We start from the raw sequence: 25,743 nt of genomic DNA on the forward strand, positions 1-25,743 counted from the left end.
GCACGAACGTAGGGTGGGTGGAGCGCAGAGATACTCATCGATAACCCAGCTGCGCCATTGATGGGTATCGCTGCGCTCCACACCATCCTACAAAAGCAGCTGCTAGCGACGCAGGCCTTCGAGCTGCTGGCGCCACAGTTGTTCCAGCGACGGCACCTGCGCCGGGCCGTAGATGGCGTGGGGCTTGCCCAGGTGCGCGGCCCACAGCTGGTCGCCGTAGTCGTAGTGCCACCACTCGCTGGAGAGGTTGCTGAAGCCCGCCGCCAGCATGGCGTTGAACAGCATCCGGCGGTTGTCGCGCACACGGCGCTGGGCTCCGTCGGGCTGGGCAATCTCCTCGTAATGGCGGGTATAGGAGCGCGGCGTCGCCTCGTCGAACAGGCTGCCCATGTCCAGCCAGCGACCTTCGCTGTCGCACAGAGTCAGGTCGATGGCACCGCCGGTGAGGTGCGGGCTGGGCGACTCGGCGCGGGTGCTGGGCGGCGCGACGAACTCACGGGTGCGCCGGGTCAGCTCGCGCGGATCGGCGTCCGGCTCGTGCTGGCGGAGGATCTCGTAGAGCGTGTCGTACAGGTGCTGCTGCACCGCGAAGGGCCGCCAGGCATCGAGGATCACCAGACGGATGCCATCGGGCAGCAGGCTCGCGGCGTGCAGCAGGCGCTCGAAGACTTCGGTACGCGCATAGCATTCCGGCTGCGCGTTCGGCACGCCGAGGCGGTGGTAGGCCGGCCACACCGCGAAGCCGGTGGCGATGCCCAGCGCCTGCAGCGGCTGGTCGCATTCGACGATGGGCACGCGGAAGGCCTCGGCCCAGTCCGGATCGGGTTGCGGCAGGATCGGCGCGAGCAGGTCGGTCATCGGCCATCAGTCCAGCAGGGAAAGGGTGACGGGGGCCTGGTGGTTGTCCTCCACCCGCACTTCCAGTTCACCGTCGCCCAGCTTGGCCTTGAGGCGCTGGCCGTTCTTCGTCTGCGCGGCGCTGCGGATGGCCTGGCCCTTGTCGTCCAGCAGGATGCTGTAGCCACGGCCGAGGGTCGCCAGCGGGCTGACGATGTGCAGCGTCTGCATCAGGCTGTCGAGGCGCTGGCGCTGTTCGCGCAGGATGGCGTTGGTGGCGCGCGGCAGACGGGCGCTGAGGTTGTCCAGGCGCTGGCGCAGCAGGGCCAGGTTGCGGCCGGGGTGCTGCGCGGCGAGGCGGGTGTCCAGTCGTGCGACGCGCTCGTGGCGAATCTGCAATTGGCGCTCGAAGGCGCGGCGCAGTCGCATGTCCAGGTCATCCAGGCGCTGGGATTGCTGGCGCAGGCGTTCGCCGGGGTGGCGCAGGCGCCGGGCGGTGCCTTCCAGGCGCAGGCGCTCGCGGGTCAGGCGGTCCTGGATGCGCAGGATCAGCCGGCGGCGCAGGCTGTCCAGGCGCTGCTGCAGATCGCCGCTGTGGGGCGCCAGCAACTCGGCGGCGGCCGAGGGCGTGGGCGCGCGCACGTCGGCGACGAAATCGCTGATGGAGACGTCGGTCTCATGGCCCACGGCGCTGACGATGGGCGTCACGCAGGCGGCGATGGCGCGGGCCACCGGTTCCTCGTTGAAGCACCAGAGGTCTTCCAGCGAGCCGCCGCCACGGGCCAGGATCAGCGCATCGAAGCCCTGTGCGTCGGCCAGCTTCAAGGCTCGGACGACCTGCCCGATGGCCTCGCGACCCTGCACGGCGGTGGGGATCAGGGTCAGCTCGACCTGTGGCGCGCGGCGGCGGAATACGCTGATGATGTCGCGGATCACCGCGCCAGTGGGCGAGCTGACGATGCCGATGCGCCGCGGGTGGGCAGGCAGTTCCTGCTTGCGCTCGGCGGCGAACAGGCCCTCGGCGGCGAGCTTTTCCTTCAGCGCCTCGAAGGCCAGGCGCAGCGCACCATCACCGGCCGGCTCGACGGTATCGGCGATCAGCTGGTAGTCGCCACGCCCTTCGAACAGCGAAACCTTGCCGCGCACCCGCACCGCGAGCCCGTCGCGCAGGGCCTGGCGCACGCGCAGGGCGTTCTGCCGGAACAGCGCGCAGCGCACCTGGGCGTTGCTGTCCTTGAGGGTGAAGTACATGTGGCCGGACGCCGGTCGGGCGAGGTTGGAGATTTCGCCCTCGACCCAGACCTGCGGGAACACGTCCTCCAGCAAGTGGCGGGCGCGCTGGTTGAGCTGGCTGACGGTCAGAACCTCGCGGTCGAGGCCCAGCCGTTGGAAGGGATCTTTCTGCATGGCGAAGGATGATAAGCGGGCCTGCGGACAGGGGCCAGCGCGCGAGGTTCATAAAGGCTTCATTCAGATCGTCCGGTTGCGTTGAGCCCGACCCCCTGACTGAGATATAATGCCGCGCTTCCATTTTTCCCGATCGGGAGCCCCCGCCATGCTGCGCATCAGCCAAGAAGCCCTCACTTTCGACGACGTCCTCCTGATTCCAGGTTATTCGGAAGTCCTGCCCAAGGACGTGAGTCTCAAGACTCGCCTGACCCGTGGCATCGAACTGAACATCCCGCTGGTGTCCGCCGCGATGGATACCGTGACCGAAGCCCGCCTGGCCATCGCCATGGCCCAGGAAGGCGGCATCGGCATCATCCACAAGAACATGAGCATCGAGCAGCAGGCCGCCGAGGTCCGCAAGGTCAAGAAGCACGAGACCGCCATCGTTCGCGACCCGGTCACCGTGACCCCGTCGACCAAGATCATCGAGCTGCTGCAGATCGCCCGCGAGTACGGCTTCTCCGGCTTCCCGGTGGTGGAAGAGGGTGAGCTGGTCGGTATCGTCACCGGCCGCGACCTGCGCGTGAAGCCGAACGTCGGCGACAGCGTGTCCGCGATCATGACCCCGAAGGAAAAGCTTGTCACCGCCCGCGAAGGCACGGCCCTGGAAGAGATCAAGGCCGCTCTCTACGAGAACCGCATCGAGAAGATGCTGGTGGTCGACGAGAAATTCCGCCTGACCGGCCTGGTGACCTTCCGTGACATCGAGAAGGCCAAGACCTACCCGCTGGCGTCCAAGGACGACCTGGGCCGCCTGCGCGTCGGCGCGGCCGTCGGCACCGGCGCCGACACGGGCGAGCGTGTTTCCGCCCTGGTCGCCGCCGGCGTGGACGTGGTCGTCGTCGACACTGCCCACGGCCACTCCAAAGGCGTGATCGACCGCGTGCGCTGGGTGAAGGAAAACTTCCCGCAGGTACAGGTCATCGGCGGCAACATTGCTACTGGCGAAGCCGCCAAGGCACTGGCTGACGCCGGCGCCGACGCCGTGAAAGTCGGTATCGGCCCGGGCTCCATCTGCACCACCCGTATCGTTGCCGGCGTCGGCGTGCCGCAGATTTCCGCCATCGCCAACGTCGCTGCGGCTCTTGAAGGCACCGGCGTCCCGCTGATCGCCGACGGCGGCATCCGCTTCTCCGGCGACCTGGCCAAGGCCATGGTGGCTGGCGCCTACTGCGTGATGATGGGTTCGATGTTCGCCGGTACCGAAGAAGCTCCGGGCGAGATCGAGCTGTTCCAGGGCCGCTCCTACAAGTCCTACCGTGGCATGGGCTCGCTGGGCGCCATGGCCGGTTCCACCGGTTCCTCCGACCGCTACTTCCAGGACGCCTCCGCCGGCGCCGAGAAGCTGGTGCCCGAAGGCATTGAAGGCCGAGTGCCCTACAAGGGCCAACTGACCGCCATCGTCCATCAGCTGATGGGTGGCCTGCGCGCCGCCATGGGCTACACCGGCAGCGCCGATATCCAGGACATGCGCACCAAGCCGCAGTTCGTGCGCATCACCGGCGCCGGCATGGCCGAGTCCCACGTCCACGATGTGCAGATCACCAAGGAAGCCCCGAACTACCGCGTAGGTTGAGGGCTTCAAGGTAAATGAGTCGGACACGGGGCTGGTTGATACAGCCCCGTGTCGTTTAAGAATTTCGCTACGAGAGATGGCCATGGCCCAAGACATTCACGCTCACCGGATCCTGATCCTCGACTTCGGCTCCCAGTACACCCAGCTGATCGCCCGCCGCGTCCGCGAGATCGGCGTGTACTGCGAAATCCATCCGTTCGACATGAGCGACGATGAAGTTCGTGCCTTCGCCCCGCGCGGCATCATCCTGGCCGGCGGCCCGGAGTCGGTGCACGAGGCCAACAGCCCGCGCGCGCCGCAGGCCGTGTTCGACCTGAAGGTGCCGCTGTTCGGCATCTGCTACGGCATGCAGACCATGGCCGAGCAGATGGGCGGCAAGGTACTGGGCTCTGACCTGCGCGAATTCGGCTACGCCCGCGTCGACGTGGTCGGCAAGGCCCGACTGCTTGATGGCATCGAGGATTGCGTCAGCGAAGACGGCGTGTTCGGCCTCGACGTGTGGATGAGCCACGGCGACAAGGTCACCGAAATCCCGGCCGGCTTCCACATCCTCGCCAGCACCCCGAGCTGCCCGATCGCCGCCATGGCCGACGACGCCCGCGGTTACTACGGCGTGCAGTTCCACCCGGAAGTGACCCACACCAAGCAGGGCGGTCGCATCCTCTCCCGCTTCGTGCTGGACATCTGCGGCTGCGAAGCCCTGTGGACCCCGTCCAACATCGTCAACGACGCCATCGCCACCGTGCGCGCCCAGGTCGGCAACTCCAAGGTGCTGCTCGGCCTGTCCGGCGGCGTCGACTCCTCGGTGGTCGCGGCCCTGCTGCACAAGGCCATCGGCGACCAGCTGACCTGCGTTTTCGTCGACAACGGCCTCCTGCGCCTGCACGAAGGTGACCAGGTGATGGCCATGTTCGCTGAGAACATGGGTGTCAAGGTCATCCGCGCCAACGCCGAGGAGAAGTTCCTTAGCCGCCTGGCCGGTGTCAGCGATCCGGAGCAGAAGCGCAAGATCATCGGCGGCAGCTTCATCGAGGTCTTCGACGAGGAAGCCACCAAGCTGAAGGACGTGAAGTTCCTCGCCCAGGGCACCATCTACCCGGACGTGATCGAGTCGGCCGGCGCCAAGACCGGCAAGGCCCACGTGATCAAGTCGCACCACAACGTCGGCGGCCTGCCTGAAGACATGCAGTTCGAATTGGTCGAGCCGCTGCGCGAGCTGTTCAAGGACGAAGTCCGCAAGATCGGCCTGGAACTGGGCCTGCCGTACGACATGGTCTACCGCCACCCGTTCCCGGGCCCGGGCCTGGGTGTGCGGATCCTCGGCGAGGTGAAGAAGGAGTACGCCGACCTGCTGCGTCGCGCGGACCACATCTTCATCGAAGAGCTGCGCAACTTCGACTGGTACCACAAGACCAGCCAGGCCTTCGTGGTGTTCCAGCCGGTGAAATCCGTCGGCGTGGTCGGTGATGGCCGTCGCTACGCCTGGGTCGTGGCCCTGCGCGCGGTGGAAACCATCGACTTCATGACCGCTCGCTGGGCGCACCTGCCTTACGAGCTGCTGGAGAAGGTCTCGAACCGCATCATCAACGAGATCGAAGGCATCTCCCGCGTCACCTACGACGTATCGAGCAAGCCGCCGGCTACCATCGAGTGGGAATGATCGGAGACGTTTAACGTTTCCTTAACGCAGAAGACGGCAATCTCGCCGCCTTCTGCAACAGGCGAGGGCGGGAATACCCGTCCTTGACCTGGCGCATGAGAGGCGTTTGCCTCTTCATGCAGAGTTGCTTCCTGCTTGCGTTTCAGCCGGCAGGACCGTGCAGCCGGCCGCAAGAGCCTGGCGCCAGGCGCGAAACGCGCCAACCTCCGTGATAGCCGATGGGGTCGCAAGTCCCTTGTTCTAGGAGTCTGGACCCATGTCGTTTACCCGTAGACAAGTACTCGGCGGCATCGCCGGCCTGGCCGTGCTCGGCCTGGGCGCCGGTGGCGCGCGCATTTGGCTGGCGCGCCCGGAAGTCGCCGCCGAGCACGATTACGAACTGATCGCGGCCCCGCTCGACCTGGAGCTGGTGCCCGGCCACAAGACCCCCGGCCTGGGCTATGGCGGCCAGGCTCCCGGCGTGGAGATTCGCGCACGCCAGGGCGACTGGCTGCGTGTGCGCTTCACCAACAAGCTGGACGAACCGACCACCATCCACTGGCACGGCATCCGCCTGCCCATCGAGATGGACGGCGTGCCCTACATCTCGCAGCCGCCGGTGCAGCCGGGCGAGAGCTTCGTCTACCAGTTCAAGACGCCGGACGCCGGCAGCTACTGGTATCACCCGCACCTGATGAGTAGCGAGCAGCTGGGCCGTGGCCTGGTCGGGCCGCTGATCATCGACGAGCGCGAGCCGAGCGAGTTCACCAGCGAGAAGATCCTCAACCTGAAGACCTGGCATGTGGACGAAGAGGGCAACTTCACCGCCTTCAGCGTACCGCGCGAGGCCGCGCGCGAGGGCACCCGCGGGCGCCTGTCGACCATCAATGGCGAACGCACGCCGGTGATCGAGCTGCCGGCCGGCGAGATCGTCCGGGTGCGCATCCTCAACGTCGACAACACCGTGACCTACCGCCTCAACCTGCCGGACGCCGAGGCGAAGATCTACGCCATCGATGGCCATCCGGTGGAGCCGCGCGACTTCGGCAAGGGCCCCAACGACCAGTACTGGATCGGTCCGGGCATGCGCCTGGAGCTGGGCATCCGTGGCCCGGCGGAAGGCACGGAGCTCTCGCTGCGCAATGGTCCGGTACGCCTGGCGACCATCCGTGGCGTGGCCAACCCGAAGGCGCCGACCGCCCAGTGGCCGGCCCCGCTGCCGCACAACCCGGTGGCCGAGCCGGACCTGAAGAACGCAGAGACCATCAACTTCAAGTTCGAGTGGGTCGGCGCCATGTCCGACTACTCGAAGGGCCAATCGGCGCCTTCGCTGTGGCAGATCAACGGCGTGGCCTGGCAGGGCGGCGAGGAGCACAAGCACAACTCGCCGCCGCTGGCGAAGCTCAAGGAAGGCAACAGCTATATCTTCGTGCTGCGCAACATGACCCAGTATCAGCACCCGATCCACCTGCACGGCATGGCCTTCAAGGTGCTGGACTCCGATCGTCGGGAGATCATCCCGTACTTCACCGACACCTACCTGCTGGGCAAGAATGAGACGGCACGCGTGGCGCTGGTGGCGGATAACCCCGGCCTGTGGATGTTCCACTGCCACGTGATCGATCACATGGAGACCGGGCTGATGGGAACCATCGCGGTGGGTGAGGCATGGTGCGGCTGACCAACAGCAAGGGCCACCCGACGGTGAAGGGGCTGGTGCCGGTCATCGATCGCAGCCAGGACATCCCCTTCATGCGCGAGGCCATGGCGCTGGCCGAGCAGGGTGCGGCTCTGGGCGAAGTGCCGGTGGGCGCCGTGCTGGTGCTGGACGGCAAGGTCATCGGTCGTGGCTTCAACCGGCCGATCACCTCCCATGATCCCAGCGCCCATGCCGAGATGGTCGCGATCCGCGAGGCTTCTGCGGCTACGCAGAATTATCGGCTGCCTGGCAGTACGCTCTATGTGACTCTCGAACCTTGCAGCATGTGCGCTGGCCTGCTGGTGCATTCGCGCATCCAGCGCGTGGTGTTTGGTGCTGCCGAGCCGAAGTCCGGAGTGGTGGTCAGTCGGGGTAACTTCTTCGAGCAGGACTTTCTCAATCACCGGGTGCTGGTGGAGGGCGGGGTGCTGGGGGATGAGTGCAGCGCGATGTTGTCGGCGTTCTTCAAGGCGCGGCGTAGCAAGGGCTGATCATTTTCCCTTTGTGATACTGGGCCTCTTGTTGGGTGTGCTGCGTCGCTTCGGCGTGCGCTCGGACTCTGTGGTTTCGCCCCCTCGGGCGACCTACTTTGGCAAACGCCCCAAAGTAGGCAAAGGTCTTGCCCCGGACATCCGGTTTTTCGCCTAGGCGAAAAATTCCCTCGTCGAAGCGAAGTTTCAGGGGCCCGCCGCGAAGGGCCATCCCTGGCCCATCGCGGCTCTCGCGACATCCATGTCGCTCAACCCCTGAAACTCCGCTTCAACGAGGCCTCCTGAACGGGGCATTCGGCGTGCGCGGATATTTTCCTGGAAGTCTTTAAAAGCCAAAGCCAGGGGCGGATGGGGTAGAGGCTCTTCGTAGGAGCGAGCTTGCTCGCGAACCAGCCCAGCGCCTGGGATTCGGTTGTCATAGGAGCGGACCTTGTCCGCGAAATCCATCACCAACAAACCCACGTCGCAGTGAGGCACGTGCTTTGCGCAGACGCGGCTACGCGGCCGGTGGGGATTCGTAATGGAGGGTGCGTGTCTGGGAAAGGCTACGCAGGAGATGCTCTGAACGACTGCCTCAGAGCTTCTGATCCCGCCCATCCTCATCATCGGGCTTGGTCTTGTTCACGCCCGGCAGGTGCAGGCCGCTTTCGGCGAGCTGGCCGCCTTCCATCTGCGGCTGGGTTACCCAGGTGAGGATGTCGTAGTAACGGCGCACGTTCTGCACGAAGTGCACGGTCTCGCCGCCGCGCGCATAGCCGTAGCGCGTCTTGCGGTAGTACTGCTTCTGCGCCAGGCGCGGCAGCATCTTCTTCACGTCGAGCCACTTGTTCGGGTTCAGGCCTTCCTGCTCGGCCATCTTGCGGGCGTCGTCCAGGTGGGCGCCGCCGATGTTGTAGGCGGCCAGGGCGAACCACATGCGGTCCGGGTCCTTGATGCTGTCGGGCAATTCGTCCTTGATCTGCACGTAATACTTGCTGCCACCCTGGATGCTCTGTTTCGGGTCCAGGCGGTTGGCCACGCCCATGGCCTGGGCGGTGCGGTTGGTCAGCATCATCAGGCCGCGCACGCCGGTCTTGGAGGTCGCGTCGGGCTGCCACATGGATTCCTGGTAACCGATGGCGGCCAGCAGCCGCCAGTCGGCCTCGAGCTTGGTGCCGCTCTGGCGGAAGTGCGGCTCGTACTTGGGCAGGCGCTGCTGCAGGTGCTGGGCGAAGGTGTAGGCACCGACGTAGCCCAGTACGTCCACATGGCCGTAGTAGCGATCCTTCAGACGTTGCAGCAGGCCATCCTGCTTGGCCTTGTCGAGGAAGGCGTTGACCTTCTCGATCAGGCTGTTGTCATCGCCGGCCGGCAGTGCCCAGGCCAGGCCCTTGGCATCGCCGAGGTCGAAGGCGACGCGCACGTTGGGGAAGTACACCTGGTTCATTGCCAGTTCGTTGGAATCCACCAGCGTCAGGTCGATCTCGCCCACGTCCACCATGCGCAGCAGGTCGACCATCTCGTCGGCGTCGGACTCGCGGTACTCCAGCTTGGGGTACTGCTTCTTCAGTTCGGCCAGTTGCGAGGCGTGGCTGCTGCCCTTTAATACGACGATACGTTTGCCCACCAGGTCTTCGGGGCGGGTGGGGCGCTGCGCGCCGTTGCGATAGACGACCTGCGGGGTGACGTCGAGGTAGGAGTGCGAGTAGCGCACCTGGGAATCGCGTTCACCGCCCGGGGTCAGGCCGGCGGCCGCCAGGTTCGGGCCGCCATCGCGGCCGATACGGTCGTAGAGGTCGTCGATGTTATCGGCGGTTTCGATCTGCAACTGCACGCCCAGGCTATCGGCGAAGCGCTTGGCCAGTTCGTACTCGAATCCGGTATCGCCGTTGCGGTCCTGGAAGTAGGTGGCCGGACTGTTGCGGGTGATCACGCGCAGCACGCCGTCCTTCTGCACGCGCTCGAGGGCCGTCGGGGCTTTCGCCTCGCTACAGCCGGAAAGCAGCAGAAAGATACAGGTCGCCAAGATCCAGGCGGTGCAGCGCACACGGGACACAGTCAGGGCAAGCATCAGGGCAGTATACGCAAAGGCCGTTGTGCGCCATATCTCGACAGCTCGAAGCTTCTCTGCTAGCTGGGGAGCCGTTCGTCGGCATTTTCCGTGCTGAAGGCCGCAGGGCTAGGATTTTTCCTAGGCCGCTCGAAGGCCTTCGAAGATGAATGGCGATTTCCGCCGGAGCAACGGCAAGGAAGGTACTTGAAAGCTGCCGCCGAGCAACGCTTTACGGTAGAATGCACGGCCTCTGTGGGCCGGCCCGGCCGGCCCCACACACTTCCCCGTCTCCAGAGGCTGTTCCGACAATGCTGATCCTGCGCGGTGCTCCCGCCCTTTCCGCTTTCCGCCACGGCAAACTGCTCGACCTGCTGACCCAGCATGTGCCCGCCGTCACCGGGCTGTATGCCGAGTTTGCGCACTTCGCCGAGGTCACCGGAGCCCTCAACGCCGAGGAAGAACAAGTCCTGGCGCGCCTGCTGAAATACGGTCCGAGCGTTCCCGTGCAGGAGCCCGCCGGCCGTCTGTTCCTGGTTCTCCCGCGCTTCGGCACCATCTCGCCCTGGTCGAGCAAGGCCTCTGACATCGCCCGCAACTGCGGCCTGGCGAAGATCGAGCGCCTCGAGCGCGGCATCGCCTACTACGTCACCGGCGACCTGAGCGAGGCCGACGCGCAAGCCGTCGCCGCCCGCCTGCACGACCGCATGACCCAGCTTGTACTGAATGAGCTCGAAGAAGCTTCGGCCCTGTTCAGCCACGCCCAGCCCAAGCCGCTGACCGTGGTCGACATCCTCGCTGGCGGTCGCGCCGCGTTGGAGAAGGCCAACCTCGAGCTGGGCCTGGCCCTGGCCGAAGACGAGATCGACTACCTGGTAAAGAGCTTCGTCGAGATGGGTCGCAACCCACACGACGTCGAGCTGATGATGTTCGCCCAGGCCAACTCTGAACACTGCCGCCACAAGATCTTCAACGCCAGTTGGGATATCGACGGCCAGGCTCAGGACAAGAGCCTGTTCGGCATGATCAAGAACACCTATGAAATGCACCGCGAAGGCGTGCTGTCCGCCTACAAGGACAACGCCGCGGTGATGAAGGGCTACGTCGCCGGCCGCTTCTACCCGAACGCCGAGACCCGCCAGTACGGCGCCAGTGAAGAACCGGTGCATATCCTGATGAAGGTGGAGACCCACAACCACCCGACCGCCATCGCTCCCTTCCCCGGCGCCTCCACCGGCTCCGGCGGCGAGATCCGCGACGAAGGCGCGACCGGGCGTGGCGCCAAGCCGAAGGCCGGTCTGGTCGGCTTCACCGTTTCCAACCTCAACATCCCCGGTTTCGAGCAGCCCTGGGAAGTGCCCTACGGCAAGCCCGAGCGCATCGTCACCCCGCTGGACATCATGATCGAAGGCCCGCTGGGCGGCGCCGCGTTCAACAACGAATTCGGCCGCCCGAACCTGGCCGGCTACTTCCGTACCTTCGAGCAGGCCATCGCCACCCCGCGTGGTGAGGAAGTCCGCGGTTACCACAAGCCGATCATGATCGCCGGCGGCCTGGGCAACATCCGCGAAGACCACGTGCAGAAGGGCGAGATCTCGGTCGGCGCCAAGCTCATCGTGCTCGGCGGCCCGGCCATGCTGATCGGCCTGGGCGGCGGCGCCGCTTCCTCCATGGCCACCGGCGCTTCCGCCGCTGACCTGGACTTCGCTTCGGTGCAGCGCGAAAACCCGGAAATGGAACGCCGCTGCCAGGAGGTCATCGACCGCTGCTGGCAGATGGGCGAGAACAACCCGATCAAGTTCATCCACGACGTGGGCGCGGGCGGCATCTCCAACGCCCTGCCGGAACTGATCAACGATGGCGGCCGTGGCGGCCGCTTCGAACTGCGCAACGTACCCAATGACGAGCCGGGCATGAGCCCGCTGGAAATATGGTGCAACGAGTCGCAGGAACGCTACGTGATGTCGGTGGACGCCGCCGACTTCGAGACTTTCAAGGCCATCTGCGAGCGCGAGCGCTGCCCGTTCGCGGTGGTCGGCGAAGCTACCGAAGAGCTGCAGCTGACCGTCGCCGACAGCCACTTCGGCAACAAGCCGGTGGACATGCCGCTTGAAGTGCTGCTCGGCAAGCCGCCGCGCATGCACCGTTCGGTCACCCGCGAAGCCGAGCTGGGCGATGACTTCGCCGCCGCCGGCCTGGACCTCGTCGAGTCTACCGAGCGCGTATTGCGTCACCCGGCCGTGGCTAGCAAGAACTTCCTGATCACCATCGGCGACCGCACCATCACCGGCCTGGTTGCCCGCGATCAGTTGGTCGGCCCGTGGCAGGTCCCGGTGGCCGACTGCGCCGTCACCGCCACCAGCTTCGACGTCTACACCGGTGAAGCGATGGCCATGGGCGAGCGTACTCCGCTGGCCGTGATCGACGCCCCGGCCTCCGGCCGCATGGCGATCGGCGAGACCATCACCAACCTGGCCGCCGCGAGCATCGACAAGATTTCCGAGATCAAGCTCTCCGCCAACTGGATGGCCGCTGCCGGCCACCCGGGCGAGGACGCGCGCCTGTACGACACCGTCAAGGCGGTCGGCATGGAGCTGTGCCCGGCGCTGGGCATCACCATTCCGGTGGGCAAGGACTCCATGTCCATGAAGACCCGCTGGCAGGATGGAGACGCCGAGAAGAGCGTCACTTCGCCGATGTCGCTGATCATTTCCGGCTTCGCCCCGGTCAACGACGTGCGCAAGACCCTGACCCCGCAGCTGCGCCTGGACAAGGGCGAGAGCGACCTGATCGTCATCGACCTCAGTCGTGGCAAGAACCGCATGGGCGGCTCGATCCTCGCCCAGGTCAACGGCCAGATCGGCCGCGCCGCTCCGGACGTCGACGACGCCGAAGACCTGAAAGCCTTCTTCGCCGTGATCCAGGGCCTGAACGCCGACGGCCACCTGCTGGCCTACCACGACCGTTCCGACGGCGGCCTGATGGCCACCGTAGTCGAAATGGCCTTCGCCGGTCATTGCGGTCTGGACCTGAACCTCGACGCACTGGCCGACAGCCGTGACGAGCTGACCGCCGCCCTGTTCAACGAAGAACTGGGCGCCGTTATTCAGGTGCGCTCTGCTGCCACCCCGGAAGTGCTGGCCCAGTTCAGTGCCGCCGGCCTTGAAGACTGTGTCGCGGTCATCGGTCAGCCGGCCAGTGGCGCCGACATCGAGCTGTCCTTCAATGGCGAGCGCGTCTTCAACGCCCAGCGCCGCAACCTGCAGCGCATCTGGAGCGAGACCAGCTACCGCATCCAGCGCATGCGTGACAACGCCGACTGCGCCGACCAGGAATTCGACGGCCTGCTGGAAGAAGACAATCCCGGCCTGTCGGTGAAACTGAGCTTCGACGTCAACGACAACATCGCCGCACCCTATATCAAGAAAGGCGTGCGCCCGCAGATCGCCATCCTGCGCGAGCAGGGTGTCAACGGTCAGGTGGAAATGGCCGCGGCCTTCGACCGCGCCGGCTTCGCCGCCGTCGACGTGCACATGAGCGACATCCTCTCCGGTCGCGTCAGCCTGGAGCAGTTCAAGGGCCTGGTGGCCTGCGGCGGCTTCTCCTACGGTGACGTACTGGGCGCCGGCGAAGGCTGGGCCAAGTCGATCCTGTTCAACGCCCGTGCCCGCGATGGCTTCCAGGCCTTCTTCGAGCGCAAGGACAGCTTCGCCCTCGGCGTGTGCAACGGTTGCCAGATGATGTCCAACCTGCACGAACTGATCCCCGGCACCGAGTTCTGGCCGCACTTCGTACGCAACCGTTCCGAGCAGTTCGAAGCGCGCGTGGCGATGGTCCAGGTACAGGAATCGCAGTCGATCTTCCTGCAGGGCATGGCCGGTTCGCGCATGCCGATCGCCATCGCCCACGGCGAAGGCCATGCGGAGTTCGAGAGCGAGGAGGCGCTGCTGGAGTCCGATCTGTCCGGCACCGTGGCCCTGCGTTTCGTCGACAACCTGGGCAAGGTCACCGAGAGCTACCCGGCCAACCCGAACGGCTCGCCGCGTGGCATCACCGGCCTAACCAGTCGCGACGGCCGCGTCACCATCATGATGCCGCACCCGGAGCGTGTGTTCCGCGCGGTGCAGAATTCCTGGCGTCCGGACGAGTGGGAAGAGGACGGCGGCTGGATGCGCATGTTCCGCAACGCCCGCGTCTGGGTCGGCTGAGTCCGGTCTGATGCAACACGAGAAAGGGGAAAGCTTCGGCTTTCCCCTTTTTCTTTGTCCGGCCACCGAGGAGGGGCGCGTTGACTGACGACGAGAGGCTTCCTGAAGTTCGCGCCGTCACGCCGGGACAGGTCCTGCGCCTGTGCCGCTGCGGGCACTGCGCCAGCGCGCCGGATGCCGCCGCGAGTTGTACCGACTCGCTGGAACTGACGGTCGGGCGAGAGCGCTATCTGCTGCTGTGCAGTTGCGGACTGTCGGCGACGTTACCGTTCTGCGACGGTTCCCACTCCTCGACGGCGCCAGGTCTGAAAGAGCGCTGGCGGCGCTTCACTGGTCGGTGAGATCGAAGTCCGTCACAGTTTTTGTACAAAGTCGTTCGCAAACGAACAAGCCCGGAACCGGACGGTCGAACTTCCACGATGACCTGCAAGTCATAAGAGGCAAAGTGCCACTATTTGTGGCAGGATTTGTCACCCGTGGCGTCCTTTGTCACGGCTGTGTCCCTGTTTCGATCGGAGCCTCCGATGTACAAACTGTGTTTCTACGTTCCGGAAAGCCATCTGGAACCCGTCAAGAAGGCGGTGTTCGCCGCCGGTGCAGGACGCATCGGTGCCTATGACAGCTGTTGCTGGCAGGCGCTCGGACAGGGACAGTTCCGCCCTCTGCAGGGCAGCAACCCCTTCATCGGGCAGGCCGGCAGCGTCGAGCAGGTCGCCGAGTGGAAGGTGGAGATGGTGGTGGCCGACGAGTTGATCCACGACTCGGTGAAGGCCCTCAAACAGGCCCACCCGTACGAGACGCCGGCCTTCGAGGTCTGGCGGCTGTCGGACATGGTGTTCTAAAAAGGCGCCCTCGGGCACCTTTTTTCTTTCCGCTGCCGCTTACGGGCGGATCTCGATCAGCGTGCCGTCCTTTACCAGGCTCCAGACCTCGCGCATATCGGCGTTGGTCATGGCGATGCAGCCATTGGTCCAGTCCAGAGTCGAGAAGTACCACTCCGGGTAGTCGTCATCCATCGGCGTGCCATGGATCATGATCATGCCGCCGGGCGACAGGCTCTTTTCACGCGCCTTGGCTACGTCGCGGGCGTTGGGGTAGGAGATATGCATGGAGAGGTTGTACTTGTCGCTGGTCTTGCGCCAGTCGACCCAGTAGAAGCCTTCCGGCGTGCGGTTGTCGCCCTCGGCCAGCTTCGGGCCCTGCGGGCGCTTGCCCAGAGACACGCGATAGCTCTTGAGAACCTTGCCGTTGCTGATGAGGTTCAGTTTGCGCTCGGACTTGAGCACGAGAATCTTGTCGATACGACCGTCGAGCGTGGGCATCGCGTTGGCATGCGAGAACGCTGCGAAGGTCAGACAAAGTACGGCAATCAACCAGCGCATCGAGTGGTGTTCCCCGGTAGTTCCTAAAGCCTTAGAGGCGGTAAATGAGCTTATTAGTTCTTTTTCTGTGCAAACATTGGGAGAATCCCTTCATTGCGTATCGGGAAGTTCTGAACGATCCGATCCGACAGGAAATATTCTAAGGTACGGCCCACGGTGGGGAAAGCCAGCTCGTCCCACGGAATGTCGGATTCTTCGAAGAGTTGTACTTCCAGGCTTTCCTCGCCGGCGGAGAAGTCCAGGTCGGCCATTTCCGCGCGGAAGAAGATATAAACTTGGCTGATATGCGGTAGATCAAAGACCGTATAAAGCTGCAGGCCGTGGACGCGGGCGTTGGCCTCTTCGAGGGTCTCGCGGGCGGCAGCCTGTTCCAGGGTCTCGCCGTTCTCCATGAAGCCCGCCGGCAGTGTCCAGAAGCCCTGGCGCGGCTGGATGGCGCGGCGGCAGAGGAGGATTTTCCCCTCCCAGACTGGCAGGCAGCCGGCGACGATGCGCGGGTTCTGGTAATGCACGGTCTGGCACTGGTCGCAGACGAAGCGCGGGCGGTTGTCGCCGCTGGGGATGCGCAGGTTCACGCCGGCGCCGCACTGGCTGCAGAATTTCATGCCGTTTCCTTGTTATAGATTGCAGCAATCTTGCGCGCTGCGTGGTGCGCCCAGCAAGGGGCGGGGGTTGGGCAGGGGCGTCTTTCGTGCCATGATCCTTCAATTAGAAGAATCGGCCCCCGCAGGATGTTCGGCATGCTGGACCAGCTGCGCCAACGCATACAGACGCACACGCCAAGCGACCTTGAAACGGACCACAGCTTCCCGGAAGCGGCGGTCCTGCTCCCCATCACTCCCCAGGAAGAGCTCGTGCTCACCCTGCGCGCGACCGGGCTTTCGACCCATAGCGGCGAAGTCGCCTTCCCTGGTGGACGGCGCGATCCGGAGGACGTGGATCTGATCCATACCGCCCTGCGCGAGGCCCAGGAGGAGATCGCCCTGCCACCGGGGCTGGTGGAGGTCGTCGGGCCGTTAAGCACCCTGGTGTCGCGGCACGGTATCCTGGTCAAGCCATTCGTCGGCTTCGTCCCCGATTTCGTGGAGTATCGCCCCAACGACGGCGAGATCGACGCCGTGTTCAAGGTGCCGCTGGAATTCTTCCGTGGCGACCCGCGGGAAACCACCCACCGCATCGACTATTTCGGCCGCAGCTGGTACGTCCCGAGCTACCTGTTCGAGGGCTACAAGATCTGGGGCCTGTCCGCGATCATGCTGGTCGAGTTGCTGAACCTGCTGTACGACGCTCGCATCGACCTGCACCAGCCGCCGTCGACGTTCATCAAGCTGAGCTGAGACCCGATAATCAAGAGCGGCCCGCTCCTGAGGAGAAACCCATGAAGTACCGCCTGGGCTCGTCCCGAGTCGAAACCCATCCGGAAAGCTGGATCGCCCCCAACGCCACGGTGGTTGGCAAGGTGCGCCTGGATGCCGGCGCCAACGTGTGGTTCAACGCCGTGCTGCGCGGCGACAACGAGCTGATCCACATCGGCGAGCACAGCAACGTGCAGGACGGCACTGTCATGCACACCGACATGGGCTTCCCGCTGACCCTGGGCAAGGGCGTGACCATCGGCCACAACGCCATGCTGCACGGCTGCACGGTGGGCGACTACAGCCTCATCGGCATTAACGCAGTGATCCTCAACGGCGCGAAGATCGGCAAGTACTGCATCATTGGCGCCAACGCGCTGATTCCCGAGGGCAAGGAAATTCCCGACGGCTCCCTGGTCATGGGCTCCCCCGGCAAGGTGGTGCGCGAGCTGACCGAGCCGCAGAAGAAAATGCTCGAAGCCAGCGCCGCCCATTACGTTCACAACGCCCAGCGCTACGCCCGCGACCTGGCCGAGCAGGAAGATGACTGAAGAACGTCCGGTCGCCTCGCCCTGCGTGCACGTCTGCGCGCTGGACGACGCCGACATCTGTCTGGGCTGCCAGCGCAGCGCCGCCGAAATCACCCGCTGGGGCCTGATGGACAACGCCGAGCGCCGTGAGGTGCTGAAGCGTTGCGACCAGCGCGCCCGTGAGCAGGGCGTGCTGGTCTAGAACCGCCACGCCCGAACGCTTTCCCGTTTCGAACTTTCCCTTCCCGAGGTTTCCCGCAATGCCCCGTATTGGAACTCCCCTGTCGCCGAGCGCGACCCGCGTACTGCTCTGTGGCTCCGGCGAGCTGGGCAAGGAAGTGGCGATCGAGCTGCAGCGCCTGGGCTGCGAAGTCATCGCCGTCGACCGCTACGAGAACGCGCCGGCCATGCAGGTCGCGCACCGCAGCCACGTGATCAGCATGCTCGACGGTGTTGCCCTGCGCGCGGTGATCGAGCAGGAGAAGCCGCACTACATCGTGCCGGAGATCGAAGCCATCGCCACCGCGACCCTGGTCGAGCTGGAGAACGAAGGCTACACCGTGATCCCCACCGCCCGTGCCGCGCAGCTGACCATGAACCGCGAAGGCATCCGGCGCCTGGCCGCCGAAGAGCTGGGCCTGCCGACTTCGCCTTATCATTTTGCCGACACCTACGAGGACTACGCCGCAGGTGTCGCCGCCGTGGGTTATCCGTGCGTGGTGAAGCCGATCATGAGCTCCTCGGGCAAGGGCCAGAGCGTGCTCAAGTCCGACGCCGACCTGAAGACCGCCTGGGATTACGCCCAGGAAGGTGGCCGCGCCGGCAAGGGCCGCGTCATCGTTGAAGGCTTCATCGACTTTGACTACGAGATTACCCTGCTGACTGTGCGTCATATTGGCGGCACTACCTTCTGCGCACCCATCGGTCACCGCCAGGTGAAGGGCGATTACCACGAGTCGTGGCAACCCCAGGCGATGAGCCCGAAGGCGCTGGCCGAGTCCGAGCGCGTGGCCAGAGCGGTCACCGAAGCGCTGGGCGGCCGCGGCCTGTTCGGTGTGGAACTGTTCGTGAAGGGCGATGAAGTGTGGTTCAGCGAAGTCTCGCCGCGCCCGCACGACACCGGCTTGGTCACCTTGATCTCCCAGGACCTCTCCGAGTTTGCTCTGCACGCGCGCGCCATCCTCGGCCTGCCGATCCCGGTGATTCGCCAGTTGGGCGACTCCGCCTCGGCAGTGATCCTGGTGGAAGGCAAGTCGCAGCAGGTTTCCTTCGGCAACCTCGGCGCTGCACTGAGCGAGCCGGACACCGCGCTACGCCTTTTCGGCAAACCGGAAGTGGACGGCCAGCGCCGCATGGGCGTGGCGTTGGCGCGCGATGAGTCGATCGACGCCGCTCGCGCCAAGGCCACCCGTTCGGCCCAATCGGTCAAAGTCGAGCTGTGAGCCGCTGGGCGGGGCTGATGTGGTGGGCAGCGGCGTTACCGTTGCTGCCGCTGGCCCTGCCCTTGGCTGTGCGCACCCGGCGCACGGCCCTGCGCCTGGCCCCAGCCGCCGGCGTTCGCGAAGGCGTCGCAGGGGTGGGGCTTGCTGGGGAACCCTTTCGCCTGATGTTGCTGGGGGAGTCCACCGTCGCCGGTGTCGGCGCTTCCTGCCTGGATTTCGCCTTGGCCGGCCGGCTGGCTTTGGCACTTTCAGATCGTCTCCAGCGCCCCGTCGCCTGGCGTGCAGTGGGGGAGAACGGCATCACTGCCGGCGAAGCCTGCGAACGTCTGCTGCCGCTAGTCGCCGAACAGGATTATGACCTCGTGGCGCTGGTCTTCGGCGTCAACGACACCACGCACTTCAGCTCCAGCCAGCGTTGGTTGACCTCCCTCGGGCAGTTGATCGAGCACTTCCGCGGCCGTGGCGCGGGGGTGGTGTGCACGGCGGTGCCACCGTTGCAGCACTTCACGGCGTTGCCCTGGTTATTGCGGCAGCTGCTGGGTTGGCGGGCGATGCTGCTGGATCGCCAGCTCAGTGCCTTGGCGCTGGTGCAGGGCGCGGGCTATTGCGGGGTGAGCCTGGAGATGCAGCCGCAGTTCCTCGCCATCGATGGGTATCACCCTTCGGCGCTGGGGTATCAGGTGTGGGGAGAGCATCTGGCGCAATGGTTGATTTCCCGGCCCCTGGTGGAAGCCTGGGCAGGTTTCAAGGCTCTTTGAACGGCAGTGGCGCCTCGGTTTCGCGCCGCACCGAGAATGCATTGAGCGTCATGGCGACCAACGCGTAGTAGCCGAATATCCCCACTAGCTCCACTAGCCCGGCTTCACCGAAGCAGGCCGTGGCTTCTTCGTACAGCGCCTGTTCGATGCGTCGGGTTTCATACAGCGAGCGGCCCAGGCGATGGATCAGGCGTTCGTCTTCACGCTGGAAGTCCGGCGTCCGATTCTGCCGCAAGGCCTCGATCACCTCGTCGCTGAGGCCGGCCTGGCGCGCGATGGGTTCGTGGATTTGCCATTCCGCCTGGGATTGCCACCACGCGGCGGTGACCAGGATCGCCAGTTCACTCAGCCTCAGTTCCAGGCGCGTGCCGTAGCGGCAGAACGCGCCGAGCTTCTGCGCATTGTCCGCCAGCCCGGGGCTGTGTACCCAGGCCAGGAACGGGCCGTCCAGATTGCCGCGCGGGCCGCTGAGGATCTCCTGCAATACGCGGCGCTGGTCGTCGTCCATGTTGGCATCGGACAGCGGGGTCAGGCGTGAATCGATTTTCATACGAGGTCCTTCAGAGGCTGCTGATGGCGTTGACGATGGCGCGCTGCAGCTTTTCAGTCAGTTCATCCAGCTGCGCTTCTTCGAGGATAAAGGGCGGGGCCAGCAGGATATGGTCGCCGCGGCGGCCATCCAGCGTGCCGCCCATGGGGTAGCACATCAGGCCTTCCTGCATGGCGGCCTTCTTGATCCGTGCGTGCAGTTTCGCTTCGGCGGGGAAGGGCGCCTTGCTGGCGCGGTCGGCCACCAGCTCCACTCCCTGGAACAGCCCACGTCCGCGAATGTCACCGACGTTGGGATGCTCGCCAAGGGCGCTGCGCAGGCGGTGCTGCAACTGTTCGCCCAGCTCGCGCACACGTGGCAACAGATTGCGCTGTTCGATGGTCTTCTGCACGGCCAGGGCAGCGGCGCAGGCGGTGGCATGGCCGATATAGGTGTGACCGTGCTGGAAGAAGCCCGAGCCGTTGGCGATGGCGTCATGGATACGCTGGCTGACCAGGGTGGCGCCAATGGGCTGGTAACCGGCGCCCAGTCCCTTGGCGATGGTGATCAGGTCGGCGCTGATGCCTTCCTGTTCGGCGGCGAACAGGCTGCCGGTACGGCCCATGCCGCACATCACTTCATCGAGGATCAGCAGCACGCCATAGCGGTCGCAGATTTCCCGCACGCGCCTGAAGTAGCCCGGCACGGCGGTCACCGCGCCCAGCGTGGCGCCTACCACAGGCTCGGCGACGAAGGCCATGACGTTGTCCGGGCCGAGGTTGAGGATTTCAGTTTCCAGTTCCCGCGCCAGGCGTTCGCCGTAGGCTTCCGGCGTTTCGCCTGCGGCCTGGTCGCGATAGGCGTAGCAGGGGCTGACGTGGCTGGCATCGATCAGCAGCGGCTGGAACTGCTGGCGCCGCCAGGCGTTGCCGCCGGTGGCCAGGGCGCCGAGGGTGTTGCCGTGGTAACTCTGGCGCCGTGCGATCAAGTGCGTGCGCTGCGGCTGGCCGATCTCCACGAAGTACTGGCGGGCCAGCTTGAGCGCCGCCTCTACCGCTTCCGAACCGCCGGAGACGAAGTAAACCGAGCGCATCCCGGCCGGTGCGCGGGCGATCAGGAAGTCGGCCAGCTCTTCCATTGGCTCGCTGGTGAAGAAGGAGGTATGGGCATAGGCCAGGGTGCCGACCTGCCGGCGCACCGCGTCGATCACCTCGGCGTCGCTGTGCCCCAGGCAGGACACCGCGGCACCGCCGCTGGCATCGAGGTAGCGGCGTCCCTCGCTGTCGATCAGGTAGGCCCCGTCGCCGCGAACGGCCATAGGGTAGGACTGGATGAGACTGCGGTGCAGGACGTGGCTCATGGTGACCTCCAGGGGTTTTCGCAAATATTAAATGCATTTTTGCGCTTGGCAAATTTTTCTTGCGCACCTGGAAGGGCGGGATTGGCTCGGGTTTGCCCGTTGTTTCAGCCTTCGTCCGCGTGGAATGGGCGGTCGAAGTCATTTTGTCGGATTTGCAGATCGGCGAAAAATGCTTGCAATGATTTTATTTGCATGTTTATTTTGCACAAAAGCACGCAAGTGCATGCAGCCCAGAATGTGGGTTAGCCGCTTAAAACAATAAAGTCCGGGCCCCGGCCCGTTGCATCGAACTGCCGCTAATGCGCGCCGCCCCCAGGGTGGCGCATCCCGCCGTCCCGCAAGAGGAAGTCCTGCATGAAAAAGCTGCTGCAAGCCTCGTTCGCCGCTCTCTCCCTGCTCGCCGCCAGCCAGTCGATGGCTGCCGACAAGGAGCTGCTGATCGCCACCGATACCGCCTTCGTTCCCTTCGAGTTCAAGCAGGGCGACAAGTACGTTGGCTTCGACATCGACCTCTGGGCTGCCATCGCCAAGGAGATGGGCGTGAGCTACCAGCTCAAGCCGATGGATTTCAACGGCATCATCCCCGCGCTGCAAACCCGCAATGTCGACGCCGCCCTGGCCGGCATCACCATCAAGGAAGACCGCAAGCAGGTCATCGACTTCTCCGACGGCTACTACGACAGTGGCTTCCTGCTGATGGTCAAGGCCGATAACGACAGTATAAAGAGCTCCGCGGACATCGCCGGCAAGAGCCTTGCGGTGAAGAGCGGCACCTCGGCGGCGGACTACGCCAAGGCCAATCTGAAGGCTGGCGACCTGCGCCAGTTCCCCAATGTCGACAACGCCTACCTGGAGCTGCGCACCGGCCGCGTCGATGCCGCGATGCACGACACCCCCAACGTCCTCTACTACATCAAGACCGCCGGCGACGGGCAGGTGAAGGCCGTGGGCGAGCAGATGATGGCGCAGCAGTACGGCATCGGATTCCCCAAGGGCAGCGAGCTGCGCGAGCCGGTGAACGCGGCGCTGAAGAAGCTGCGTGAGGACGGCACCTACGCGCAGATCTACCGCAAGTGGTTCGGCACTGATCCGAAATAAGGCGAGGTAGGCATTCATGCATTTTCAATGGTCCGCCATTTGGGACGCGTTGCCGGTGCTGCTCGAAGGCGCCCGGCTGACCCTGTGGATATCCATTCTCGGCCTGATCGGCGGCGCGGTGATCGGCCTGGTGGCCGGTGTCGGCCGCGCCTACGGCGGCTTCTTCGGCAGCCGCGCGGCGCTGGTGTTCGTCGAGCTGATCCGTGGCACGCCGATCATGGTCCAGGTGATGTTCATCTACTTCGCCCTGCCGCTGATGATCCCGGTGCGCATCGATCCGTTCAGCGCGGCGGTGGTCACCATCATGATCAACTCGGGCGCCTACATCGCCGAGATCACCCGCGGCGCGCTGCTCTCGGTGAACAAGGGTTTCCGTGAGGCGGGGCTGGCGCTGGGGCTTTCCGGGCGCGACACGCTGCGCTACGTGATCGCTCCGCTGGCCTTCCGGCGGATGATCCCGGCGCTGGGCAACCAGTGGATCGTGAGCATCAAGGACACCTCGCTGTTCATCGTCATCGGCGTCGCCGAACTGACCCGCCAGGGCCAGGAAGTGATCGCCGGCAACTTCCGCGCGATGGAAATCTGGTCGGCGGTGGCGGTGATCTACCTGATCATCACGCTGGTACTGAGCTACGTGCTGCGGCGCATGGAATCGAGGCTGAAGATCCTATGATCGAGTTCAAGCAGGTCTCCAAGCATTTTGGCGAGACCCAGGTGCTCCACGACATCAACCTGAAGATCGGCAACGGCGAAGTGGTGGTCATCATCGGCCCTTCCGGCTCCGGCAAATCGACGCTGCTGCGCTGCATCAACAAGCTCGAAGTGATCACCGACGGCCAGCTGTTCGTCGATGGCATGGAGGTCAACGACCCGAAGGTGGACGAGCGCCTGATCCGCCAGGAGGCGGGGATGGTGTTCCAGCAGTTCCACCTGTTCCCGCAGATGACCGCGCTGGAGAACGTCGCCTTCGGGCCGATCCGCGTGCGCGGGGCGAAGAAGGCAGACGCCGAGGCGCAGGCGCGTCAGTTGCTGGCGAAGGTGGGGCTTTCCGAGCGCGCTGGGCATTATCCTTCGGAGTTGTCCGGCGGCCAGCAGCAGCGCGTGGCCATCGCCCGCGCGCTGGCGGTGAAGCCCAAGCTGATGCTGTTCGACGAGCCCACCTCGGCGCTCGACCCCGAGCTGCGCCATGAAGTGCTGCAAGTGATGAAGGACCTGGCGGAGGAGGGCATGACCATGGTCATCGTCACCCACGAGATCGACTTCGCCCGCAAGGTCGCCTCGCGGCTGATCTTCATCGACCAGGGCCGCATCACCGAGGACGGCGACCCCGCCAGCCTGATCGGCAACCCCACCAGCCCGCGCCTGCGCGAGTTCCTGCAACATGTCGCCTGAGGTGCATCAATGATCCTGCAACCCCTGAAATTGGGCGGCAGCCCTTACGACATCGGCTTGGGGCTGGGCCGTTTCGGCCGCGACGCGGTGCGCCAGCGTCTGCGCCCGCTGCCGCTGTGGCAAAGCCTCGCGGCCCTGGCCGGCTCGGATGTGGCAAAAGCCATGCAGGCGCAGGTCGAGGCCGACTTCCCGCGTATCTGGGAGGAAATCCGCGGCCTGGCCGATGGACTGGAACTGCCGGTCGAGGAAGTCTTCCTGTGGAATTGCCGCGGCGACTTCGTCAGCCCGCAGAGCGTGGATGGCTGCACCACGGTGTTCGGGCCGGCCGCCGAGGGCTGGCTGATCGCCCACAACGAGGATGGTCTGCCCTCCCTCGAGGGTGTCTGCGGCCTGCTGCAGGCGGCGCCGGAGCAAGGCATGGCTTTCACCAGCTTCGTCTACCCCGGCTCCATTCCCGGCCACACCTTCGCAGTGAATGCCGCCGGGCTGGTCAGCACGGTTAACAATATCCGTCCGACCCGCATTCCGGCCGGCCTGCCGCGTCAGGTACTGGCCCGTGCGGTGCTGGATTGTGCCAGCCTGGATGAGGCGGTCGACGTGCTCTCCCGCGCAGGCCGCGCCGGTGCCTTCCACCATACCCTCGGACAGGTCGGCTCGGGTCATCTGCTGAGCGTCGAAGCGTGCTCGTCCAACGTCGTTGTGCGCAAGGTGCGGCGTCTCGGCGGGCACGCCAATCATCTGCTGGATGCCGGGCTGGCCGCCGCCGGGCAGCGCATCACTGGCAGTTCCGGCAGCCGCCAGCACCGTGTCGATGGCCTGCTGGGGGATGGCGCGGGTCTGCTGGATGAGTCCCGTGCCCTGGCGATCCTGCGGGATGTCGCCGGCCCCGAGCTGCCGATCTACCGGCGCACGGAGGATGACCCGGACGAGGAGAACACCCTGGCCACCGCCGTGTTTCGCATCGGGGCGAACTCGGTAGAATGGCGCGTCTACTGCCAGCCCGACGTCCAGCACGTGGAAGTCGCCGGCAGTATCCGCCCTCATTCCGCCAACGGACCTGCACGATGACCCAAGCGCCCGCCGCATTGCCCGATAACCTGGGAGCCCTCAAGCAACTGCTGGAGGCTATCGAGCGTGGCGAATCGGGTATTTCTCTGGGCGGCAGTTCGCGGCGGGTACTGGCTGCGCTGATCGAGGCGCCGCAGCGCACCGCGGTGTCTTCGATCAGCGAATTGTCGGAGCAGCTCGGGGTGAATGCCTCGACGTTGTCGCGCCTGGCCCAGCGTCTGGGGTATGGCGGCTTCAGCAAGTTCCAGGATGTATTTCGCCGCGAGCTGACCGAAGGCAAGAATTTCTACAGCGACCAGGCCTCGCGCCTGTTGCTCACTCCAGCCGACACCACGCTGTCGCGCCTGACCCGCCTGGGCCGGCAGGAAAGCACCAACATCGCCAGCCTGATCGAGCAGGTCGAGCCAGAAGTCTTCGCCCGCGTCGCGGAGTTGCTGGCCACTGTTCCCCGTGTACGTATCCATGGCATGCGGCAGTTCACCTCGCTGGCGCTGTTCATGTCCTACGGCCTGGGCATGCTGCGCCAGGACGTGGCAGCGCTGGACGCCAGCCGCCAGGGTGTGGCCGATGCGTTGGCGCAACTGGATGCCGGCGATGTGCTGGTGGTCGCCAGTTGCTTCCCCTATACACCCAGCGTGCTCGCTACCGCGGAAGTCGCCGCCCGACATGGCATCGAGGTCGTGGCGCTGACCGATTCGTCCAGCTCGCCGCTGGCGAAGGTGGCGCGGCACAGCTTCTATGTGCCCAACCACAGCCTGTTCTACAGCAACAGCATGTGCGCCTTCATGCTGCTGGCGCAGGGGTTGTTGAGCGAGGTGGCGGGGCGATTGGGCGAAAGCGCGCTGGAATCACTGCGCCAGCGTGAAGAACTGATCAGCGAGCTGAATGCGTCGCTCTGAGG

General features: G+C 65.1%; 24 protein-coding genes. 17 read left to right on the top strand and 7 right to left on the bottom strand.

Features of this window, described 5'->3' with window-relative positions; genetic code table 11:
• Positions 1-102: 102 nt before the first annotated feature.
• Positions 103-858 carry a M15 family metallopeptidase gene (locus ACIPK7_RS13190; protein ID WP_081515935.1) on the bottom strand — a complete coding sequence of 252 codons (756 nt, stop codon included), beginning with the start codon at positions 856-858 and terminating at the stop codon, positions 103-105.
• A gap of 6 nt (positions 859-864) precedes the next feature.
• On the bottom strand, positions 865-2,244 hold the full coding sequence (xseA, locus tag ACIPK7_RS13195) for an exodeoxyribonuclease VII large subunit (protein ID WP_401088172.1): 1,380 nt from the start codon (positions 2,242-2,244) through the stop codon (positions 865-867).
• A 148-nt stretch (positions 2,245-2,392) separates the two neighbouring features.
• On the opposite strand from xseA, the gene guaB reads away from it, so the two are divergent.
• The 4 genes from guaB to tadA all read left to right on the top strand — a co-directional run bounded on the left by guaB (position 2,393) and on the right by tadA (position 7,691).
• Positions 2,393-3,862: an IMP dehydrogenase gene (gene guaB / locus ACIPK7_RS13200; RefSeq protein ID WP_401088174.1), complete on the top strand. Its 1,470-nt coding sequence runs from the start codon at positions 2,393-2,395 to the stop codon at positions 3,860-3,862.
• An 82-nt stretch (positions 3,863-3,944) separates the two neighbouring features.
• A complete protein-coding gene (gene guaA / locus ACIPK7_RS13205; RefSeq protein WP_045211294.1) occupies positions 3,945-5,522 on the top strand; it encodes a glutamine-hydrolyzing GMP synthase in 1,578 nt (525 codons plus the stop codon).
• A 256-nt stretch (positions 5,523-5,778) separates the two neighbouring features.
• Positions 5,779-7,182 carry a multicopper oxidase family protein gene (locus ACIPK7_RS13210; RefSeq protein ID WP_401088176.1) on the top strand — a complete coding sequence of 468 codons (1,404 nt, stop codon included), beginning with the start codon at positions 5,779-5,781 and terminating at the stop codon, positions 7,180-7,182.
• The gene (tadA, locus tag ACIPK7_RS13215) at positions 7,170-7,691 is read left to right on the top strand and encodes a tRNA adenosine(34) deaminase TadA (RefSeq protein WP_401088178.1); all 522 of its coding nucleotides are present in this window, start codon (positions 7,170-7,172) and stop codon (positions 7,689-7,691) included. The genes ACIPK7_RS13210 and tadA overlap by 13 nt, the downstream gene beginning before the upstream one ends.
• 574 nt (positions 7,692-8,265) lie before the next feature.
• Here the strand turns inward: tadA and mltF are convergent.
• On the bottom strand, positions 8,266-9,741 hold the full coding sequence (mltF, locus tag ACIPK7_RS13220) for a membrane-bound lytic murein transglycosylase MltF (protein WP_192435147.1): 1,476 nt from the start codon (positions 9,739-9,741) through the stop codon (positions 8,266-8,268).
• 290 nt (positions 9,742-10,031) lie between these two features.
• Between mltF and purL the strand changes: the two genes are divergently transcribed.
• The 3 genes from purL to ACIPK7_RS13235 all read left to right on the top strand — a co-directional run bounded on the left by purL (position 10,032) and on the right by ACIPK7_RS13235 (position 14,770).
• Positions 10,032-13,928 (top strand): phosphoribosylformylglycinamidine synthase, encoded by a 3,897-nt coding sequence (gene purL / locus ACIPK7_RS13225; protein WP_192435145.1) that lies wholly within the window; start codon positions 10,032-10,034, stop codon positions 13,926-13,928.
• An 80-nt stretch (positions 13,929-14,008) separates the two neighbouring features.
• Entirely contained in the window at positions 14,009-14,269 is a 261-nt protein-coding gene (locus ACIPK7_RS13230; RefSeq protein ID WP_192435142.1) for a CDGSH iron-sulfur domain-containing protein, read from the top strand.
• Positions 14,270-14,452: 183 nt separating this feature from the next.
• Positions 14,453-14,770 carry a YqfO family protein gene (locus tag ACIPK7_RS13235; protein WP_017522254.1) on the top strand — a complete coding sequence of 106 codons (318 nt, stop codon included), beginning with the start codon at positions 14,453-14,455 and terminating at the stop codon, positions 14,768-14,770.
• Positions 14,771-14,809: 39 nt separating this feature from the next.
• On the opposite strand, the gene ACIPK7_RS13240 is transcribed toward ACIPK7_RS13235, so the two are convergent.
• Positions 14,810-15,310: a murein L,D-transpeptidase family protein gene (locus ACIPK7_RS13240; RefSeq protein WP_081515923.1), complete on the bottom strand. Its 501-nt coding sequence runs from the start codon at positions 15,308-15,310 to the stop codon at positions 14,810-14,812.
• A 53-nt stretch (positions 15,311-15,363) separates the two neighbouring features.
• Positions 15,364-15,915: an NUDIX hydrolase gene (locus tag ACIPK7_RS13245; RefSeq protein ID WP_401088182.1), complete on the bottom strand. Its 552-nt coding sequence runs from the start codon at positions 15,913-15,915 to the stop codon at positions 15,364-15,366.
• Between the two features lie 135 nt (positions 15,916-16,050).
• Here ACIPK7_RS13245 and ACIPK7_RS13250 point away from each other — a divergent pair, with 135 nt between their 5' ends.
• The 5 genes from ACIPK7_RS13250 to ACIPK7_RS13270 are packed head-to-tail and all read left to right on the top strand — an operon-like array spanning position 16,051 to position 19,395.
• A complete protein-coding gene (locus ACIPK7_RS13250; protein WP_401088184.1) occupies positions 16,051-16,647 on the top strand; it encodes a CoA pyrophosphatase in 597 nt (198 codons plus the stop codon).
• 41 nt (positions 16,648-16,688) lie between these two features.
• On the top strand, positions 16,689-17,216 hold the full coding sequence (locus ACIPK7_RS13255) for a gamma carbonic anhydrase family protein (protein ID WP_192435136.1): 528 nt from the start codon (positions 16,689-16,691) through the stop codon (positions 17,214-17,216).
• Positions 17,209-17,397 (top strand): DUF1289 domain-containing protein, encoded by a 189-nt coding sequence (locus ACIPK7_RS13260; RefSeq protein WP_081515920.1) that lies wholly within the window; start codon positions 17,209-17,211, stop codon positions 17,395-17,397. Before ACIPK7_RS13255 ends, ACIPK7_RS13260 begins: the two co-directional genes overlap by 8 nt.
• 58 nt (positions 17,398-17,455) lie before the next feature.
• A complete protein-coding gene (gene purT, locus ACIPK7_RS13265; protein ID WP_401088186.1) occupies positions 17,456-18,637 on the top strand; it encodes a formate-dependent phosphoribosylglycinamide formyltransferase in 1,182 nt (393 codons plus the stop codon).
• The gene (locus ACIPK7_RS13270) at positions 18,634-19,395 is read left to right on the top strand and encodes an SGNH/GDSL hydrolase family protein (RefSeq protein ID WP_401088188.1); all 762 of its coding nucleotides are present in this window, start codon (positions 18,634-18,636) and stop codon (positions 19,393-19,395) included. Before purT ends, ACIPK7_RS13270 begins: the two co-directional genes overlap by 4 nt.
• Here ACIPK7_RS13270 and ACIPK7_RS13275 read toward each other — a convergent pair.
• Both ACIPK7_RS13275 and ACIPK7_RS13280 read right to left on the bottom strand, forming a co-directional pair.
• The gene (locus ACIPK7_RS13275) at positions 19,382-19,945 is read right to left on the bottom strand and encodes a carboxymuconolactone decarboxylase family protein (RefSeq protein WP_401088190.1); all 564 of its coding nucleotides are present in this window, start codon (positions 19,943-19,945) and stop codon (positions 19,382-19,384) included. The two genes, ACIPK7_RS13270 and ACIPK7_RS13275, sit on opposite strands and share 14 nt — an antisense overlap.
• Before the next feature lie 10 nt (positions 19,946-19,955).
• A complete protein-coding gene (locus tag ACIPK7_RS13280; protein WP_401088192.1) occupies positions 19,956-21,284 on the bottom strand; it encodes an aspartate aminotransferase family protein in 1,329 nt (442 codons plus the stop codon).
• 354 nt (positions 21,285-21,638) lie between these two features.
• Between ACIPK7_RS13280 and glnH the strand changes: the two genes are divergently transcribed.
• The 5 genes from glnH to ACIPK7_RS13305 are packed head-to-tail and all read left to right on the top strand — an operon-like array spanning position 21,639 to position 25,741.
• Complete coding sequence (gene glnH, locus ACIPK7_RS13285) at positions 21,639-22,382, top strand: glutamine ABC transporter substrate-binding protein GlnH (RefSeq protein ID WP_401088194.1); 744 nt, start codon at positions 21,639-21,641, stop codon at positions 22,380-22,382.
• Between the two features lie 16 nt (positions 22,383-22,398).
• Positions 22,399-23,055 (top strand): glutamine ABC transporter permease GlnP, encoded by a 657-nt coding sequence (glnP, locus tag ACIPK7_RS13290; protein ID WP_192435124.1) that lies wholly within the window; start codon positions 22,399-22,401, stop codon positions 23,053-23,055.
• Positions 23,052-23,774, top strand: coding sequence for a glutamine ABC transporter ATP-binding protein GlnQ (gene glnQ / locus ACIPK7_RS13295; protein ID WP_401088195.1), 723 nt, complete (start codon positions 23,052-23,054; stop codon positions 23,772-23,774). Before glnP ends, glnQ begins: the two co-directional genes overlap by 4 nt.
• Before the next feature lie 9 nt (positions 23,775-23,783).
• Positions 23,784-24,842 (top strand): C45 family autoproteolytic acyltransferase/hydolase, encoded by a 1,059-nt coding sequence (locus ACIPK7_RS13300; protein WP_401088196.1) that lies wholly within the window; start codon positions 23,784-23,786, stop codon positions 24,840-24,842.
• Positions 24,839-25,741 carry a MurR/RpiR family transcriptional regulator gene (locus ACIPK7_RS13305; RefSeq protein ID WP_192435118.1) on the top strand — a complete coding sequence of 301 codons (903 nt, stop codon included), beginning with the start codon at positions 24,839-24,841 and terminating at the stop codon, positions 25,739-25,741. Before ACIPK7_RS13300 ends, ACIPK7_RS13305 begins: the two co-directional genes overlap by 4 nt.
• The last annotated feature ends 2 nt before the right edge of the window (positions 25,742-25,743 follow it).

It is taken from the genome of Pseudomonas sp. NPDC086581, from assembly GCF_044746165.1.
GTDB lineage: Bacteria > Pseudomonadota > Gammaproteobacteria > Pseudomonadales > Pseudomonadaceae > Pseudomonas.